This window comes from Peribacillus aracenensis, from assembly GCF_025175645.1.
Taxonomy (GTDB): domain Bacteria; phylum Bacillota; class Bacilli; order Bacillales; family DSM-1321; genus Peribacillus; species Peribacillus aracenensis.
The window spans coordinates 85,781-103,446 of record NZ_JANZMJ010000005.1; the positions used below are offsets into that span (position 1 = coordinate 85,781).

General features: G+C 40.3%; 17 protein-coding genes and 1 riboswitch. Of the genes, 6 read left to right on the forward strand and 11 right to left on the reverse strand.

Annotated elements, in window-relative coordinates; all coding sequences use genetic code 11:
- Positions 1-170 precede the first annotated feature (170 nt).
- Entirely contained in the window at positions 171-989 is an 819-nt protein-coding gene (locus tag N0M92_RS07345; RefSeq protein WP_260285147.1) for a MerR family transcriptional regulator, read from the reverse strand.
- A 106-nt stretch (positions 990-1,095) separates the two neighbouring features.
- On the opposite strand from N0M92_RS07345, the gene N0M92_RS07350 reads away from it, so the two are divergent.
- Positions 1,096-1,545 carry a GNAT family N-acetyltransferase gene (locus N0M92_RS07350; RefSeq protein ID WP_260285268.1) on the forward strand — a complete coding sequence of 150 codons (450 nt, stop codon included), beginning with the start codon at positions 1,096-1,098 and terminating at the stop codon, positions 1,543-1,545.
- Between the two features lie 104 nt (positions 1,546-1,649).
- Here N0M92_RS07350 and N0M92_RS07355 read toward each other — a convergent pair whose 3' ends face one another.
- Both N0M92_RS07355 and N0M92_RS07360 read right to left on the reverse strand, forming a co-directional pair.
- The gene (locus tag N0M92_RS07355) at positions 1,650-2,666 is read right to left on the reverse strand and encodes an ABC transporter permease (protein WP_260285148.1); all 1,017 of its coding nucleotides are present in this window, start codon (positions 2,664-2,666) and stop codon (positions 1,650-1,652) included.
- Entirely contained in the window at positions 2,663-3,388 is a 726-nt protein-coding gene (locus N0M92_RS07360; RefSeq protein WP_260285149.1) for an ABC transporter ATP-binding protein, read from the reverse strand. Before N0M92_RS07360 ends, N0M92_RS07355 begins: the two co-directional genes overlap by 4 nt.
- Positions 3,389-3,506: 118 nt before the next feature.
- On the opposite strand from N0M92_RS07360, the gene N0M92_RS07365 reads away from it, so the two are divergent.
- Positions 3,507-4,106 carry a TetR/AcrR family transcriptional regulator gene (locus tag N0M92_RS07365; protein WP_260285150.1) on the forward strand — a complete coding sequence of 200 codons (600 nt, stop codon included), beginning with the start codon at positions 3,507-3,509 and terminating at the stop codon, positions 4,104-4,106.
- Positions 4,107-4,332: 226 nt separating this feature from the next.
- Here N0M92_RS07365 and N0M92_RS07370 read toward each other — a convergent pair whose 3' ends face one another.
- Positions 4,333-4,524, reverse strand: coding sequence for a hypothetical protein (locus N0M92_RS07370; RefSeq protein WP_076370632.1), 192 nt, complete (start codon positions 4,522-4,524; stop codon positions 4,333-4,335).
- 332 nt (positions 4,525-4,856) lie between these two features.
- Positions 4,857-4,999: riboswitch (cyclic di-AMP (ydaO/yuaA leader) on the forward strand.
- A gap of 174 nt (positions 5,000-5,173) precedes the next feature.
- On the opposite strand from N0M92_RS07370, the gene N0M92_RS07375 reads away from it, so the two are divergent.
- Positions 5,174-6,505: a TrkH family potassium uptake protein gene (locus N0M92_RS07375; protein ID WP_260285269.1), complete on the forward strand. Its 1,332-nt coding sequence runs from the start codon at positions 5,174-5,176 to the stop codon at positions 6,503-6,505.
- 23 nt (positions 6,506-6,528) lie between these two features.
- On the forward strand, positions 6,529-7,185 hold the full coding sequence (locus tag N0M92_RS07380; RefSeq protein ID WP_260285152.1) for a potassium channel family protein: 657 nt from the start codon (positions 6,529-6,531) through the stop codon (positions 7,183-7,185).
- 141 nt (positions 7,186-7,326) lie between these two features.
- Here N0M92_RS07380 and N0M92_RS07385 read toward each other — a convergent pair whose 3' ends face one another.
- The 4 genes from N0M92_RS07385 to N0M92_RS07400 all read right to left on the reverse strand — a co-directional run bounded on the left by N0M92_RS07385 (position 7,327) and on the right by N0M92_RS07400 (position 10,167).
- Positions 7,327-8,160 carry an STAS domain-containing protein gene (locus tag N0M92_RS07385; RefSeq protein ID WP_260285153.1) on the reverse strand — a complete coding sequence of 278 codons (834 nt, stop codon included), beginning with the start codon at positions 8,158-8,160 and terminating at the stop codon, positions 7,327-7,329.
- 423 nt (positions 8,161-8,583) lie between these two features.
- The gene (locus N0M92_RS07390) at positions 8,584-9,288 is read right to left on the reverse strand and encodes a class I SAM-dependent methyltransferase (RefSeq protein ID WP_260285154.1); all 705 of its coding nucleotides are present in this window, start codon (positions 9,286-9,288) and stop codon (positions 8,584-8,586) included.
- Positions 9,289-9,324: 36 nt separating this feature from the next.
- Positions 9,325-9,453 (reverse strand): hypothetical protein, encoded by a 129-nt coding sequence (locus N0M92_RS07395; protein WP_260285155.1) that lies wholly within the window; start codon positions 9,451-9,453, stop codon positions 9,325-9,327.
- Between the two features lie 93 nt (positions 9,454-9,546).
- Positions 9,547-10,167: a class I SAM-dependent methyltransferase gene (locus N0M92_RS07400; protein WP_260285156.1), complete on the reverse strand. Its 621-nt coding sequence runs from the start codon at positions 10,165-10,167 to the stop codon at positions 9,547-9,549.
- 248 nt (positions 10,168-10,415) lie between these two features.
- Between N0M92_RS07400 and N0M92_RS07405 the strand changes: the two genes are divergently transcribed.
- Positions 10,416-10,694 (forward strand): PadR family transcriptional regulator, encoded by a 279-nt coding sequence (locus N0M92_RS07405; RefSeq protein WP_370662603.1) that lies wholly within the window; start codon positions 10,416-10,418, stop codon positions 10,692-10,694.
- Positions 10,695-10,710: 16 nt separating this feature from the next.
- Entirely contained in the window at positions 10,711-11,430 is a 720-nt protein-coding gene (locus N0M92_RS07410) for a pentapeptide repeat-containing protein (protein ID WP_260285157.1), read from the forward strand.
- Positions 11,431-11,637: 207 nt separating this feature from the next.
- Here the strand turns inward: N0M92_RS07410 and N0M92_RS07415 are convergent, their stop codons facing one another.
- The 3 genes from N0M92_RS07415 to N0M92_RS07425 all read right to left on the reverse strand — a co-directional run bounded on the left by N0M92_RS07415 (position 11,638) and on the right by N0M92_RS07425 (position 17,647).
- Entirely contained in the window at positions 11,638-12,528 is an 891-nt protein-coding gene (locus tag N0M92_RS07415; RefSeq protein ID WP_260285158.1) for a PhzF family phenazine biosynthesis protein, read from the reverse strand.
- A gap of 441 nt (positions 12,529-12,969) precedes the next feature.
- A complete protein-coding gene (gene galE / locus N0M92_RS07420; protein WP_260285159.1) occupies positions 12,970-13,941 on the reverse strand; it encodes a UDP-glucose 4-epimerase GalE in 972 nt (323 codons plus the stop codon).
- Between the two features lie 103 nt (positions 13,942-14,044).
- A complete protein-coding gene (locus tag N0M92_RS07425) occupies positions 14,045-17,647 on the reverse strand; it encodes a CDP-glycerol glycerophosphotransferase family protein (protein ID WP_260285160.1) in 3,603 nt (1,200 codons plus the stop codon).
- Between the last annotated feature and the right edge of the window lie 19 nt (positions 17,648-17,666).

The window sequence follows — 17,666 nt, forward strand, 5'->3', positions numbered from 1 at the left end:
CCTAGGACAACTTTAAGAACCCGTCAACAAACTGCAGAATATAAACCTGTCATTTAGAAAACTGCCAGTATATTCGTCAAGATGCAGCTTTTCAAGGCTAATGGATTGCTTGGAATGATTCATTCGCATGTTTTAGTCCTCGACCGAACTATGTGATTCTCTCCCAAGCCTCATTCCACTTCAACCATGATTTGCGTCAGGTAGTTTTCATACCCCTTTACCGCGACTTCATCCAAGATGTATTCTTCGTATGCAAACGATTTGAGGTTCAAGTTTTCACTCGCCATGAATTGTAATATTCTTTCGTACGTTTCGGAGATATTTTTATAACTGCCTTTATGATAGGCAATAACATAGAGTCCCTTCGGTTTTGAATAGAACGTGGGGGCTTTTCCCATGACTTTCGTGTACAAAAATGAATAGTCATCATGATTCCCGTCGATGATGTTTTCTTTACTAATCATGGCCCCGATAGGGAATCCTGTGTAAAATTCATTTTCATTACAGAAATCAATGAAGTCAGATGTAGATTTTAAGAATTCGGCATCAGAAGAGTTCAGGATGGATTCACTAAGGAAGAGCTGTTCTTCCTCCTGAAGTTTCAAGGTGATTTGAGAGTCATCCATACAAATCGCTTTTTCAGTGAGGTATATTTTCGTTTCAATGATTTTCTGCACTCTGTGAAGGTTCTTTATCTTTTTTTCTAATTCTATGGTCTTTTCTTTGAAAAGCTCAATTAGTTCCATAGGTGACCTGTTGGTAAGAAACCATTTGATCTCTTTCAAAGGCATATTGAATTCTTTTAAAAGCGTGATGACCGAAAAAACTTCGAATTGTTGATAAGAGTAATACCGATAGCCCTTTTCGTTTTTTAAATCAGGAGTAAGAAGCCCAATCTCATCATAATGAATGAGCGTTTGTTTTTTTACATTGCATAATTTGGCGAATTCGCCAGTAGTAAAATATTTGCCTACATTTCCATCGGACATCACGATCTCTCCTCTTGACTATATGGTAACCATATACCTTAGTGTATTAATATATCATGATAACAAAACGGATAACCAGGTGCGAAATGAGGAAGGAAAATAAATGATGAAAACCACTATACAAGAAGTCTCGAACGAAAATGTAATGGATATTTTGAAATTGCAAATAAATGAAAAGCAAAAGGCTTACATCGAAACGACTGAGCAATGTTTAAAAGACGCGAAGGAATGTAAATATTACAGACCGGTTGGGCTTTATTCGGATGATACCTTGGTTGGTTTTGCGATGTATGGTTTTTTCCCTGGGGAAGGCGAAAATGGCAGAGTGTGGTTAGACCGCTTTTTCATTGACGCTGAACATCAGGGATTCGGGCTTGGGAATATCTTGTTGGAGGCTTTAATAAAAAGATTAATAGAAGAATATGATTGTCCTGAAATCTATTTAAGCATAGTTGAAGATAATCAGGCCGCCCTTCATTTGTATAAGAAATACGGCTTTGCATTCAATGGCGAATCAGATTATAACAATGAAAAGGTCATGGTCAAAAAGGTATAGGCATGGTAATACCTAGTCCTTTTCAACTCAAAAGTATGTCCAGCAAAACAAAAAAAGCCGGTTCCCCTTGTTCCAGGAATCCGGCTTTTTTTAGATGGTTCATTTTAAAGTGCCCGGTACTTTTTTAAACTAATAATATTGATGGTGATAAAAACGGCTGCAAATGCAAGGAGAATGAGGAGGTCCAGTAATACCTCATTGAACGTGAAGCCTTTGTACATAATGCCGTTCATGGCATCCGATGCATAATAGAGAGGCATGATCTTGCCGATTTTTTGCAGCCAGTCCGACATGCCATCCAATGGGAAAATCCCTGTAAAGAAGACTTGCGGCACGATGACCAGCGGTATGAATTGTACCATTTGGAATTCGGATGCCGCGAAACTAGATAGTAATGTACCGAGCGATAATGCAACGAGCGCGACCAATATATTCGTCAGTAAAACGAGCCAAATGGAGCCAACAAGGACGATATCCAATACATTGACAGCATATAGGACGACAATTATGGTTTGAACGAGAGCAAATAAGCCATATCCGATCACATAGCCCGCTACGATTTCGTATCTTTTAATCGGGGTGGCAAGCAGCCGTTCCAGCGTACCACTTGTACGCTCTTTCAAAAGCGCGATTCCCGCTATTAAAAATACAAAGAAGAAGACGAAAAAGCTGACAAGCATCGGACTGAAAGTATCAAACCCCTTTGTGTCGGCATCCCCGTATACATATCGCTCCTCAATTGAAGGCGTGTTGTTTTCATTTCCTTGCAAAGCATGCAGCATTTGCATTTGAACAGCCTTTGCACGGGACGGTTCGTCGTTCAATAGTGTCAGTTTCATTTTGCCATTTTCAACTTGCAGCCAGCCATCCGTATCATTTTCAATCATTTTTTCCTGAGAAAATTCCTCAGCAGCCGTTACTTGAAAATCCGCTTGTTTCAATGCTTTGACCATGGTTTCATCACTGCCTGTAACAACGAGTTTCAAATCACTTGCTTCTGTATCGAAAATAAAATTCATGAGCGTTAAAATGAGCAATGGAGCCAGGAAAAATAAAGCGAGTGTCCTTCGATCCCTGCGCAGCTGCTGGGTAATTCGAGTAACTAGAGAGGCCATTCTCACTTTAGGCCACCTCCAATCCTTAAAAAAACATCATCAAGCGTTTCCGCGGCAAATTGTGTTTTTAAAGCTGCCGGGGTTCCTGCCGCGATGATTTCACCTTCACGCAGCATCGCCAGTTTATCGCATCTTTCCGCTTCATCCATCACATGCGTCGTGATGATGATCGTCTTATGATCTTCGTTTCTTAAACGCTCAAGTTCCTGCCAAATCGATTGTTTCAGCAAAGGGTCTATTCCTACTGTCGGTTCATCCAAAATGAGAATCGCCGGATTTTGGATGAGTGCCGCCGCCAGTGACAGACGGCGTTTCATTCCCCCGGAATAATGCGCAACCCGAACATTCAAGTCATTCGTCAACTGTACGATTTCAGCTGCATATTGAATGCGTTCCCTTCGTTCCTTTTTCGAAAAACGGTATAGCTTCGCAAAAAATTCGAGATTTTCAGCTCCGGTCAGTTCTGTATATAAAGCATCGGACTGTGCCATATAGCCGACATCCATTAACAGTGCTTGATTTGGCACTTCATGATCCAGAACCGTGACTTTACCCGCATCGGGCTTAATCAATCCGACAATCATTTTAATCAAGGTCGTCTTTCCGCATCCGGATGGACCTAGCAAGCCAAAAATCCCGTTTTTTTCAATACTCAGGCTCAATGGCTGAATGACCTTTTTCTGATGAAAACCTTTGGCAATTCCTTCAATGGAAATCGCGTTTTCCAATGTACACACATCCTCCCTCTTTAATTAACACGGTGTTGAGTGTATCATCATTCTAAGGCAGCATTTGGTCTAATACAATCAACACATTTGGAAAAATGTTCAGTGAAGGAGACATTCCATGGCATCGATTCATGAGGATATGGTACAAAAGACGAAAATGCAGATACATTATCATTTCATTGCACTCGTAGAAGCAGAAGGGTTCTCACATGTATCAGTAAAGAAAATTGCAGAGCGCGCCAACATTAATCGGGGCACATTCTATTTGCATTACACAGATAAATATGAATTGATGGATCACTTACAGCAGGAATTGTTAAAAGAACTTCAAACTCGCATTACTGCCATTTTGCCGAAAGAGGCTTTTATGGCTCTTCATCAACAGCAGCTTTACCCGCCCTTCGTAGAGATTTTTCAATTCATCAGTGAACATGCCCACGCATTGAGGGCCATTCTTGGTGATCAGGGCGATCCTTCTTTTGCAAAAAAAATAAAGCGAGTATTCGGTGAAGTACTGTTGGAGCGTTTGATCAGCCAGCATCCAGCAGCTAAAGATGAAGCATTCCGCATGTATATGCACGCCTTCCTGACATCTGCGATTTTAGGGGTGATTACTGAGTGGCTGGAAAATTGTGAAGAGCAGACGGCGGAAGAAATGGCGAAAATCCATTTTCAAATCTTGAACTTCATCAGCCAATTGCGTACATTCATACAATGAACGAATCATCAAAGGCATGTTCCATCAACATGCCTTTAAACCTGAATAAATTGGCCTCCGCTCTATATTTCCAACGGAAGAGGTTTTCATAGCAAAAAAACTCATTTTTAAATAAATGAGTTTAAAAGCAAAACAAGATATGGATTTTTCGCTCAGCGTTCCCGGATAGTACACAGGGATTTCATAATTGAATAATACCGCTAATGATGTTGGGATTTTAGTTGATTTACCTTAGGGAAAACAATTTTAAAAACGGATTCTTTTTCTTATCCGTTATCCTTAACTCATCCATGATGATTTGATCCTCATGATCGGCTATCCATTTCCTTAGTGCATCTTTATCCTGGCATTGTGTTAAATATGTCTGGCCACCCTTGCCTGTAGCATTAATAACATATCTATTGAACGTTTTCTCCATAATTGCCCGCCTTTTTAGTAAAATGTCTTGAATCTTTAAATACGAATGCAATGCTTTTTCCTTTATCATTTACAAAAGAAACATAATATATATATATTAGAAATTTTGATTGGCAATAGCGTGTTCCGCTTGAAAGTATTGAATAAAGTACATCGGTGCCGGTTATCATAATCGTTTAATCGAACCTATCATAATGTGCTAACTAATATTTGTCAATACGTTTTTAAAATGTAAATGAAACGTAAATTTTCAGTCTTGTTAAAGAAATATTTTTTTACGATTTAGGGGTTTACAACTGCTAAATGATGGGAGTAGAATACGTTTATCAATTTAATGCATTTCGGCCTAAACTCAAGGGAATTGAGTACGGAGGACCCAATCAATTGGGGTTAATTCTGCCTTGCAGAAGGGATGAGATCAGCTCTTTCGCCATCCTACCCGTCAGCTAACTTCGTCGGCTAAAGCGAAGGAGGTCATAAGACCGCCTATTTCGGGAGTTTTTTTCACGCTTTTTGTGGCAAAAGAACTGTTCGAAGTTTTCGCTGGTCTTTTTATTATGCCTTTAAAAAGATTCTGAAAGCAGATTGATGATTAAAACATCATACAGTTTTACACAATTTTTTTATAGGTAGGGATGATTTATTTGAGAATGACAAAAAATTTATTGGATCCGCCAAAAATACTTGTACTCGGCTTTGCCATCCTGATACTTATTGGGGCCTATTTATTAACCCTGCCGATTTCCACTGAAAATGGCAATGGTCTTTCTTTTCTGGATGCTTTATTCACCGCAACCTCCGCTACTTGTGTAACAGGACTTGTCGTAGTGGATACGGGATCGACCTTCACCACTTTTGGTGAGTTGCTCATCTTAACACTGATTCAGATAGGCGGCTTAGGGTTTATGACATTTGCGACGTTTTTCTTTTTATTAGTAGGCAAAAAGATTTCTTTAAAAGGCAGGCTAGTTCTGCAAGAGTCTTTAAATAATCTATCCATGTCGGGTGTAGTCAGATTAGTGAAACGGCTTTTAATTTTCACGGCCATCATTGAGGGCATGGGTGCCCTCATTCTATCGATTCGCTTTTCTTTTGACATGCCAATCGGAAAGGCAATCTATTACGGGGTTTTTCATTCCATATCGAATTTCAATAATGCCGGCTTTGATTTAATGGGGGAATTCAAGAGTTTGACCCCTTATGTATCGGATCCATTCGTAACCCTTACGGTCGTCTTCCTCATCACGTTTGGCGGAATAGGTTTTATCGTGATGAATGAACTATACGAATACCGTGATACCCATCGTTTATCCATACATACGAAGGTTGTTCTGACGACTAGCTTGGCACTTACGATTGTCGGCGCAATTTTAATCTTTTTATTCGAGTTAGGTAATGCCAAGACATTGCAGCCTTTATCTTTCATGGGTAAAACGCTGTCCTCATTATTTCAATCGGTTACACCTAGGACGGCAGGCTCCAATACGTTGAATATCCCTGATTTAACTCAACCTACATTACTGCTCATCATTTTCTTGATGTTCGTCGGGGCTTCGCCCGGATCGACTGGCGGCGGAATTAAAACTACGACATTAGCAACGCTTGTCGGAACGGTTTGGTCACAGATTAAAGGAAAGGGTGATGTGGTATTATTCCGTCATCGCATTGTGAGTGAAACGATCTTTAAAGCATTATCCGTTACATTCATTGGCGTATTCATGGTTTCAATCATCTCCATTCTGCTGACCATCACTGAAAGCGGAACTGATTTCTTGATGATTTTGTTTGAAGCCACTTCAGCATTCGCCACCGTGGGACTTTCAATGGGGTTGACCCCCGAATTATCACCGGTTGGCCGGATGCTCATCATTTTCACGATGTTTGCAGGCCGTGTGGGTCCTTTGACTTTGGCCTTTGCCATCGCTATGAGGCGCAAACCAGATCCGTTCCGACGTCCAAAAGGGAAAATCATGATTGGTTAAACATAAATGAAGGAGTGTAATAGATGGGAAAACGACAATATGCCGTGATCGGTTTAGGCAGGTTCGGAACCAGTGTGGCCCATAGATTATATACGGCTGGCCAAGAGGTATTGGGTGTTGATGTCAACGAGGAAAGAGTAGAGAATGCGGAACTGAGCGTTACCCATGCGATCATGGCGGATACGACAGAAGAAGAGACTTTGAGGTCAATCGGAATCCGGAATTTCGATTGTGTCATCGTAGCCATCGGAAATGACATGCAATCGAGCATTTTAACTACCTTGCTTTTAAAAGAGCTTGGGGTCGATAAAGTCATTGCCAAAGCACTTAATAAAAATCACGGTCAGGTGCTCACTAAAGTCGGAGCCGACTGGGTTATCTATCCTGAGAGGGATATGGGGGAACGGGTCGCGAATCAGCTCCTGTCCCCTAACATGCTGAACTATATAGAGCTCTCTAAAGAATACAATATCGAGGAAATCATCCTGCCCATGAGCATGAAGGGAAAAAGCCTCAGGGAGCTTGATCTACGGGCAAAATATAATATCAGCGTCATTGCCATAGTGAGTAATGGAGAAATCATCATAGCCCCCTCACCAGATCAGGATATCCATGAAAATGATATGCTTTTAGTGGTTGGCAATAAAGTAGATCTAGCCGTCTTTGCCAATATTGAATAATCCAACAGGTTCCGGCTTTTGCTTTATGGGCCCTATACCTATTTTGAATGCAGCATCACTTATACATGCGAGAAGACCCCCATATGGAGGTCTTCTCGATGAAGTTTATAGCGAGCATCCCATGCCCTGGATATGTATGTATTATTTGATCGTACTGATTGCCTGGGCAAGAGTGGACTTTATCGTCACTTTATCAAAAGGAAGTTGAAGCTTAACGGCAGTCACGGCTATTTCCGGCCGAAGTCCTGAAAGGGTTGTTTCAATACCGATCAAATGTAAGGATTCAATCAATTGCGACAGCTGGTGGGCGGATGCACCATCTATTGTATGAACGCCCGATAGGTCAATGAAAAGCCTTGTGACATTTTTTTCAACGCACTTTTGTAAGGTGTTTTCAAGCAAGGTCATGCCCCTTGTCGTGTCAATATTGCCTATCAAGGGAAGCAACGCCATGTTATCTTTAAGGGAAATGATGGGCGTGCTCAATTCATCGATCGTTGCCTGTTGGGCTTTCATGATTTTATTGGCATATCGATGATTCGCTTCAGTAAACCTCTCCATCACTTCACTGAACACCTTCACCACTATCCGGTACCAGGAATTAATTTCTTCCTGTGGATATTGGTCACCATGCAATTCCACAAACCTGTCAATATAATCAAGGTATTGATCTTGCGTTCGAAAAAACTCCCTCAATATAAAATAGATCGGTGTATTTAAATGCTGCTCATCCTGACCGATATCTTCAATCCAATCACCAAGCCGATTAAAGAATTCCCTCTCCTCCGTAACGAAGACCTGAAAGAAACGCAAATGGAATTCATTATTTTGCTGCTTAAGTTTTTTAATCACTTTGGGATCGGATGAGCTATACACACCCGCTTTATCGCTTTTATTCAATGTTGCGTACCAATCATCAGTCAATTGTGCTGCCACGTCCAATAAAAAGGAATATAATTCTTTATTTCTATGCATAAGTTTCTCCACCTATTTTTTATAAAATAGCATTCCAATTGGTCTCAGTAATCAATAAATCGAATGCACTACATACAGAAATCAGCAATGTCAGGCATTGAAAGTTAAACGTTTCATCAGCTAAGGAAAAGCATTGAATATAACTTCTTCAATACATGGATTGTCATGGCCTGATGCCCAATGGCCCCCTCTTTCCATATACCTTCCCAGCTGTTTTTGAAACCATGCAACCACTGTTTTTCAAAAAAAATTTGCAGGAACCTACATCTATTATTCTGGTATATCTACGTTCACCCAAAAGCATTTCATTATTAAAGTTTACCATTTTTATATTTTGTTAACAAATCCCCCCTTTTCTTCATAACAAAAAAGGACCTGTTCCCAGATCCTCCGTTTAAAACCATCGTATCCCGCCATTTCACCTTACTTTTTCATAAATAAGGCCGTCCATAAACCTTCCACCCCAAACGTTTCATCCGATTGTTTCATTCTCCTCATTTTACGTATTTCCATCACTTCAAATTCCTTGAAAATCATTCTGAGTTTTTCTTCAGTAAAACCTAATCCGCCTTTAAGGCTCCTTTGCCTGTATACCTCCCAATCTGAAAGTTCTGCACCACCCAATGTGCCGCCTTCGACAAAACAAGTAATTGAATACAATCCCTTAGGCCTTAGCGCCTTTTTCACCATCTCTAAATAATTGATCCTTCGATGTGGCGCAATATGGTGAAAACAACCTGAATCATACACGAAGTCATACTGCCCTTCCTCAATATCCAAATCAAATATATTCCTTTGAATGAAGTTCACGTGCACTTTCTTTTCTGCCGCTCGTTCTTTTCCCCATTCCAGTCCTGCCTTCGAAAGATCCACCGCATCAACGGAACAGCCCTTTTGAGCAAGGTAAACGGCATTTCTCCCAGGTCCGCACCCAAGCTCAAGAACCTTTCCTGGCCCAATTGACCCTCCATCAAAATATGTAACCAAATTCTCATCAGGGAAATTTTCGAAAAAGGGACCCCCCTTTTCACGGTCTTCATAAAAATCATTCCAGAATGCAGTTGGCTCACGCAATAACGAGTCCAGCATATTCAATAGATCTTCATAGGTTGTAATCGTCTCCGACAATACCATCACCCCTTCCCATCGTAACCCGCCATTTAATTATACTGGTTTCAGCCAGATGCCCCTATTCTTTCTCATCGCTACTTTGACCATCTCTTCTATAATGTCGACACCGTACCTTTTGCCAAGAATGTTCAGTTGAGCCAATTTGGATAATGTGGCGTCCATTCCATTAAGACTTCCAGAATGGCATCATTTCCATTACTATTCAATTGGGATAGCGGTCCTTTCGAATTCTCCATAGACTCCCTAACCAATCCATCAAATCCGCTTACTGATGATTATCTTCCTATACATTCCATTCAGCATGATCGGTCGATCCTCTTCAATTTTCATATTCTTATCATGTCTACTGAACAAGTCTTCAAACCGCAAGCCAATATCCGTTCCTAAAAATCTAATGATGGGCCGCAGAAGCTTTTTGGGTAGTGATAGCACTTCATCTTTAGAAATAAACTTATCGAATAGGATGATTTTCCCCTCGCCTTTTAAAACCCTGATCATCTCCCGAAGGCATTCATCGGCATCAGGTACGACGGAAAGAATCAAACTTCCCACTATATAGTCAAACGATTCATTATCGAATTCCATATGCTGTGCATCCATCTCGAGAAAATTGATCGATGTATTATCAAATTTCTCCATCGCTTTATTTAGCATATCGGCTGACAGGTCTATCGCCGTTATCTCCAGGTCAAGGTTCTTGAGCAACTCCAAATCGGCCCCAGTACCTACGCCCACAAACAGAACCTTTGCATGATCTTGGAAATGCATCTCTTCAAATATTCTTTTCCTGGCATCCAAAAAGAGATGAGAATTGAAGATTTTGTCATAAATTGGCGACCAAGCCTTATAAATCACTTTATTCCACGAATTATTCAACATCCCTCCCCCCTTGCTTACTTTTTCTATAAAGCATTAAAAATCCCTTCCAAGCGGATATCATATCTGGCTAATTAGTAAGAATGATCTCCATGCGGCGCTTAAATGTAGACATTATACCTGCGCGATTCATTTTAAATATATTACCTTGACTGTCATAGTAATATACCTTAAGATATACCAAAGGAGGTGAGGATTTGGTTCAACGACAACTATCCTCTGACTTGCTTCGAGGACATGTAGATACAATGATTCTAAAACTCCTGCAAAGTGGCGATAAATATGGTTATGAAATCAGCAAACTGATATATATGGATTCGGATGAGCAATATGAAATTAAGGAAGCGACGATGTATTCCAGCTTAAAGCGACTGGAAAAGGACGGATGCATCATCTCTTATTGGGGAGATGCCACACAAGGCGGGAGAAGGAAATATTACAAAATCACCCCGATTGGGGAAGACACATATATCCAAAATAAAAATGACTGGGAGCAGGCCAAGCGAATACTTGAGCGCCTCTTGTAAGAAAGGAAGATGAAATGTGATTGAAAAATTGAATACACATGTTCATAACATTTTTGCTCCGTACAAAAGTGCAAAAACAGCAAATGAATTGGAAGAAGAACTGCTGCAAAACTTACTGGAAAAATACAATGACCATAGAAGGAATGGTACGAGCGAGCAGGAAGCGTATAAGCTGACTGTGGATTCGATTGGGGAAGTATCAGAGCTCATGGAATCGCTCAATCTGCAATACAATGTGCTTGAGCAGGCGATAAGCATGGACTATTCCAGACAACGCTTATTGGATTCCGACTTCCGCTCGGTTTCGGTGCATGATGGAAAATTTAATTCCTGCGATTTAAGCCGTTCTGATTTCAGCCATTCCGATCTGACGAACAGCACATTTAAAAGCACTAACTTAAATAATTGCATCTTTGAAAACGCCAATTTAACCAGTACCCTATTTAAAAGCGCAAATTTAAAAGGAGTTACTTTCAAGAACTGCATTTATAATAAAACCCATTTTAAAGGCTGTAATTTATCTGGTCTTATTTTTGATAAAGAAACATTCAAACAAACCATTTTCGAGGGTTCTTCATTGAAAAAGGCATCATTCCGCGATGCCACACTCATCAATGTTCAATTTCGGATGTCCGATTTAAAGAAAATCGACTTTACTGGAGCTTCGATGGATAAACTCACTTACAACTTTTTACATGGAGCTAAGGTTGATCTTAGCGGCGTGACCATCATCTAAAGGAGGACTTTACAATGACTTTACCAATAGCGATTGTCGTATCCACCTCAATCATTTGCGTGACCGTGTTTCTGACTGCGGTCGTTTTAAAAGGAATGAGCATGGGAGAATGATTCAACAAGAACCCTGTGCTAAGACACGAAAAGTCTTAGCACAGGGTTTTTATATGCTTATCATCCAACCGCCCATCCCCCTCTGCATGAATCTTTAGACTTCCACTTCAAATTCTTTAACGTAGATAGCATTCCCTGTGATTTCAATATCGTATGTATCATGGTTTTTGGCAGCCGTAACGCGGACTCTGCCATCCTTCCCGATTTCATGTCCCTGTTCGATTAATAGATGCACCTCATCTTCAAGACCATCCTTTATGTATTTTGCATAATAAGCGCCCATTACACCTGAAGCCGTTCCTGTTACTGGGTCTTCAAGCGTACCTGAAAATGGCGAGGAAAAATGCCGGGCATGCATATGGGCATCACTATCATACGTTTCCAGGCAAAAGGGATGAACTGAAGCTCTTGGCATTTCCTTTAATAATTGCGGAAACAGTTTATTGTTCGCCTTCATCCTTTTGAATGAATCGCGTTCCTTTACCGGAACCAGTAAAGTCCATAAACCTGTACTTCCATAAACGATAGGTAATTCATTTTCAAGATCATCTATATCAAGTCCGAGGGAACTGGCCAAGCTACCCTTATCTCCGCTAAACGCTTCAAACTGTGGCGCGGCCTGCTTCATCGTGATGTATACCTCTTGATCCGCGGTCGTATGGATCTTGATTGGCAATATACCCGCTCCTGTTTCAATCATCAGCTCATCCTTATCCAGCAATCCCCTTGTCTTCAGCGCATGGATGGTAGCCATTGTCGCGTGACCGCAGAGATTCATTTCATGTCCTGGTGTAAAATAACGGATTCTAAGATCCGCAATATCGGACTCCATGGGAAAAGAGGTCTCATTAAACCCCACCTTCAGCGCTATATCCTGCATTTCCTTTTCCGTCAGTCCATCCGCATCTAAAACGACACCTGCCGGATTTCCTTTATTCGGTATACTACTGAACGCATCGTAATGAAAAACCTTTACCATCTTCAAATCTAACATCTCCTATTAAATGAATGGTGCTTCTCTTTAGTAATTCTATATCTCCATCAAAATCCCTTTTTCGTCCTATACTCAGTGAAATGGCCATTGATTTTATTTCCCGCCAGAAGATTCCCTCTTTAAGCGTGTGAAGGGCAGATGAAGGGCGGTTGGCCTAAGCCAAAGTATTCTTTTGAGTAGGCTGGTCTCATCCCGAATCATGTTTAAGACCCGCTTATGCATGGAAGAAATTTGCGACACTCCTGCCAATGACTGGCTAGCCGAGATCCCACAGACGCTTGCTTTAATGAGGCTTGGCAGAAATCCGGCGGAAAGGGAGCGGATTTTTGAAATAAGCTGGAATGTTTTTCAACTAAAAAAACTGCAGGCAAACTCGTATTTCTTAGAGTTTTCCTGCAGTCTGAAAAACGACTATCGAGTCCCAAGGGACCATTAATTCATTTGAGATTTATGCCATTTCCACGCACTTTCAATGATTTCTTCCAAATCTATCGATGCTTTCCAACCAAGCTCTTCATATATCTTATTGGCCGAAGCAACCAGGCGGGCGGGATCTCCAGGGCGACGGTCTGCATACTCGATGGTCGGTTTCACTCCCGTGACTTTTTCACAAGTGTCGATTACATCCTTAACCGAAAATCCTTTTCCATTCCCAAGATTGTAGGTGGCCGTATCCTTCTTCCCTGATAATAGGGCTTGAAGCGCGATTATATGAGCTTGGGCTAAATCCGTTACATGGATATAATCACGGATGCAAGTGCCATCTTCTGTGTCATAGTCCGTACCAAACACGGAAATCTTCTCACGTTGCCCTAATAAATGCTGTAAAATGATCGGAATCAAGTGTGTTTCCGGGTCATGGCTTTCACCGATTTCTGCCGATGCATGTGCTCCGGCCGCATTAAAGTAACGCAAGACAACATAATGAAGTCCATATGCTTTTGCGAAGTCTCCTAAGATCTGCTCTACCATCAATTTCGAGCGGCCATATGGATTAATCGGATTGGTTGGCTGATTCTCATCAATCATATCAACATTCGGTATCCCGTATGTAGCTGCCGTTGATGAAAAAATGAAATTCTTAACATCATGCTTGAGCATGGTATTCAACAATGTAAGAGTTGCACCTACATTATTTTCATAGTATTTATAAGGATCTTGGACAGACTCCCCAACCAAGCTATTTGCAGCAAAGTGCATAACGGCTTTAATGGGATACTTAAGGAAAATATCATTCAAGACCGCTTCGTCCCCTAAATTTCCTTCCACCAGGATGGCCTTCGAATCGACCAGCGAACGAAAACCGGTTGATAGATTATCCAGAATGACAACCTCTTCAGTATTCACTAACTCTTTTACAAGATGACTTCCAATATATCCAGCACCGCCAACGACCAAAATCATATAGAATTTCCCCTTTTACTTTAAGCTTAAATGAATCATTGCCAAATCTCGCAACCTATATATGTCATTAGTGGGAGGTTTAATGATAAGAACCTCCCTCATTTTATAAGCATTTGTTGAAGGTTTCCATGGCCAATCCATTATATTGGGTGTAATCAAACTTCGCTAGTTTAGGATTATCCTTACTAACCATGGTAGATAGGCCCTTTTCCAGTCCATCTATGCTATTTTCGACAAGTAAACCATATTTGCCGTTTTCCAAAACGGTTCGGTTAGCCACTATATCAGTAGCCATGATTTTCATTCCTAAAGTCATCGCCTCCAATAGAACCATAGGCTGCCCTTCATAATGTGAGGAAAGAACGAAGCAGTCACATTTTTCCATGAACGAAAATGGATTTTCTAGCTGGCCCAAAAGATGAATGGAATGATTTAAGTCCAGCTCATCAACGATTGCCTGCAAATCTTCCTTTAAAGGGCCTTGTCCTAAAATATACAGTTTACTATTTTTGTGTTTTTCATGAAAGCCTGCGAAAGCACGAATCAAATTATCTTGACCTTTTTCAGGTGATAATCTTCCCATATTGACAAAGTTAAAATCATTTTTATCAGGATATGGAACGAATTGATTATTCACTTCCAATCCATGGACCTCTTGCACGCATAACGCCTGTTTATCAATCCAGCCTATAGATATCCCATCCAATGATATATGGGCATAAGTACCAAGTTGGGTAACCGCTTCTTTATCGAATTCCACGATCCGGCCATTGAAGCTTGGCCCATTTTCCAAGACCATGGCATCTTGCAGCCCATAAGGCTTATCCCAAATATTATAATCGCCCAAGTTAATTTCGGCAGTGCCGCGCACTTCCCGTTCTTTTAACAGGATTGGCTCCTCTATCACTTCAAATGCTCTTGTATTTAACCAGCCGATTTTCTTATTATCGATTTCGAAAAGGTAATAGCCGCCTTTGTTGGTTCTGTTATACTTTATGATTCTGACGATTTGCCCTTCAAAATCGATTGCCCTGCTCACTCTTTTGGCCTTGTAGTTCGGATAAGCCTTTGTCCAGATTGTATGGTCCTCCGGATTGGTTATTTTTCCGTATTTCTGATTACCCGTGTTTATTTCCTTCAACGTCCTATTTTCAATCTTATCAATGAATTTTTTATTGTTTTTATAGTTTCTGGATATTATATACTTTCTTTTCATCATGATTTGCAGCTTGTCATTTAAGCTCATGTCTTCATTGATTGTACAATGTTCAAGCATGGATAAAGCCGAATTATCTATCCAGCCTATCATTTTATCTTTTACAGATATTCTGCTATAAATCGAATGCTGGGTTTTTGCTTCCTTATCGACTTTTACAATGATCCCTTTAAAATCATGACTGCCAGAGATTTTGTACGTGCCTTCAACCTTATACGGCAACGACCAAATATAATTCGATCGAGGTCTTACTAACCTTGCAATCTTATCCACTTCTTTTTCATAAATGATGCTGTCCGGCAACAGCTCAACAGCTTCTTCACTAATCCAGCCAATGATTTGATTGTTATGGCTGAATTTGTAAAAAGTGTTCTGTTCGGCATGGGCCTTTCTTGAAATCACGATTTCAGCACCTTCAAATCGTACTTCCAGTGGAAATTGGGTGGCATTCGAAATTCCCGGAAGCGCATTCCAAACATGATTATCCTTAACATCCCTTAATATCGCCCTTGCTTTGAAGTTTTCTGTGATCAATGCCTTTTCATCATTTTTGATAACCTCAGATTCATCTGGCTCGATTTGAAGGATTTTATCCGGGTTGATCGAATTCATTACATAATCAAACTTATCGTAGTCTGCATACTCCAATAGATTCTTTCGGTTTAATTCCATCGTTCCCTCAGAAACACTTACAAGCTTATCAAATCGATTGTATACGGAAAACAGTCCCCTTAGATTGATACGGTGAGGTCTCTTTCCATTAAAAGTTTTCTCACTTTCGGAAAGCAAATCATTATGCATATAACAAACTTTCTTTTTTGCATCTGCCGCCAGCAGATATTTAGCCCAATAATGGCTATAACCGCTAAAGTCGATCACAAAATCAAACTTCGTTTTTCCGAATAAACGTGCATGCTCTCTAATATAGGCATCTTCCGGGTAAAGCTTCTTCCCTAAGAATCCTCTTTCCCCTCTGTTATGGATGAATTTATCTTTGTAGACTTCCAAAATTTTATACACAGGCAAGCCAGGTTTGAATAGAAAACGCACATTCTTATTCACCTTGCCAAGATTCTTTAGGGCTTCATGAGAATGAGGAGTGGCAGTAAAACAGCTGACATCATATTTCTCATAATCAATATTATTCATTAAGTTAAGGAAAGAGGAAGTAATTCCGTTATCCCTCATTCCGCCCGGATAAATCAATATTTTTTCCTTTGCGGAATCGAGGCCAGTAATTGTGTTCAGTTGTTTCGTAGATTTATTGAAAATATTTTTGACTATTCTCTCTGTTACTTTTCCATCCTCATGGTTCGTGAATTTCTCCTGCATTTTTTTATATTTATCGGAATATCCCAATTTCACATTTTTAATATCTTTAATGGCCAGTGCCAATTCTTTTGAGTTAAAAAGCATCGGCCCCGGGAGTTCATCATTTTGGAGATATTGACCCCTTTGCTCAGCATAAACGTCCGTATCCCATGTGTAGAATAGAATTGGCTTATCGGTAACAAGGTAATCAAAGAAGATGCTGGAATAGTCCGTGATAAGTAAATCGACTGCAGCAAGCAATTCATTTGTATCCACATGATCAGGTATTAGTCGATCCTTGATTTCCAAATGCTTAGTGGCTTCTTTATAAAGATAAGGGTGCACCTTAATCAATATATTATATTGTTCACCGACTTGACTTTGTAGATCATTCATATCTGCAATAATTTGCAAAAGATCGTTATCCACTTTGGCCAGATTCGTCCCCTTCCAAGTCGGGGCATATAAAATACTTTCCTTGGCATCGCTGATTTTCAAACCTAGAGTCCTTAAATAACCCTTATACTCTCCCGGATTCGTGTTCAGCGTCAAATCGATCCTCGGGTATCCTTCTTCTATAATTTCACCTTTATACAAGCCATTCAGTTTATAGCTTTTTGTAAACATATTAGTAGTATGGGCATTAGGGCTCAAGATGAAATCCGCACTCAAGAAGTTCCTGACAACGTTTTGAGAATGCGAAGGGTTACCGGGTATATCAAAGCCCATATTCTTAAGGGGCGTTCCATGCCAGGTATTGATGTAAATTTGCTCGCTTTTAGGGATGAAGAAAGACTGGAATGTGGAGTTATTGATTAAATACTCACTTGTTGCCAGCCATTTTAAATATTCCTTTGAATTGCGTTGAACGAATTGAACATTCGGCATATCCTTATACTTCGCCATTACACCTGAAAGGACATTGAAATCCTGGATGGACCAAATGTGCATGAAATCTTGATAGTCCTGATTTTCCAGCATATATTTAAACATCGCGTATGGACTGTCAGTCATACTGTTTCCATCACGACTCTCATATAGAATGGTGTTTTTTTGCACGCTTAATTTCTCATAATACTTTGCATATTTATTTACACGCTGATGATTTTCCTTTAATAAGAAATTGGCGATAGGCTGTTTAAGGAAATCGGCTTTTCTTTTTATTACCTTCTTATTCACTGAATTGGCATCCCCTTTT

Bases quoted from the DNA above. Each gene is read 5' to 3' on its own strand.
- N0M92_RS07370 (WP_076370632.1), bottom strand. From the start codon at position 4,524: ATGGAGAAAACGTTCAATAGATATGTTATTAATGCTACAGGCAAGGGT.
- galE (WP_260285159.1), bottom strand. From the start codon at position 13,941: ATGATTTTGGTCGTTGGCGGTGCTGGATATATTGGAAGTCATCTTGTA.
- N0M92_RS07380 (WP_260285152.1), top strand. From the start codon at position 6,529: ATGGGAAAACGACAATATGCCGTGATCGGTTTAGGCAGGTTCGGAACC.
- N0M92_RS07365 (WP_260285150.1), top strand. From the start codon at position 3,507: ATGGCATCGATTCATGAGGATATGGTACAAAAGACGAAAATGCAGATA.
- N0M92_RS07385 (WP_260285153.1), bottom strand. From the start codon at position 8,160: ATGCATAGAAATAAAGAATTATATTCCTTTTTATTGGACGTGGCAGCA.
- N0M92_RS07345 (WP_260285147.1), bottom strand. From the start codon at position 989: ATGTCCGATGGAAATGTAGGCAAATATTTTACTACTGGCGAATTCGCC.
- N0M92_RS07405 (WP_370662603.1), top strand. From the start codon at position 10,416: ATGATTCTAAAACTCCTGCAAAGTGGCGATAAATATGGTTATGAAATC.
- N0M92_RS07375 (WP_260285269.1), top strand. From the start codon at position 5,174: ATGACAAAAAATTTATTGGATCCGCCAAAAATACTTGTACTCGGCTTT.
- N0M92_RS07395 (WP_260285155.1), bottom strand. From the start codon at position 9,453: ATGGACGCCACATTATCCAAATTGGCTCAACTGAACATTCTTGGCAAA.
- N0M92_RS07350 (WP_260285268.1), top strand. From the start codon at position 1,096: ATGAAAACCACTATACAAGAAGTCTCGAACGAAAATGTAATGGATATT.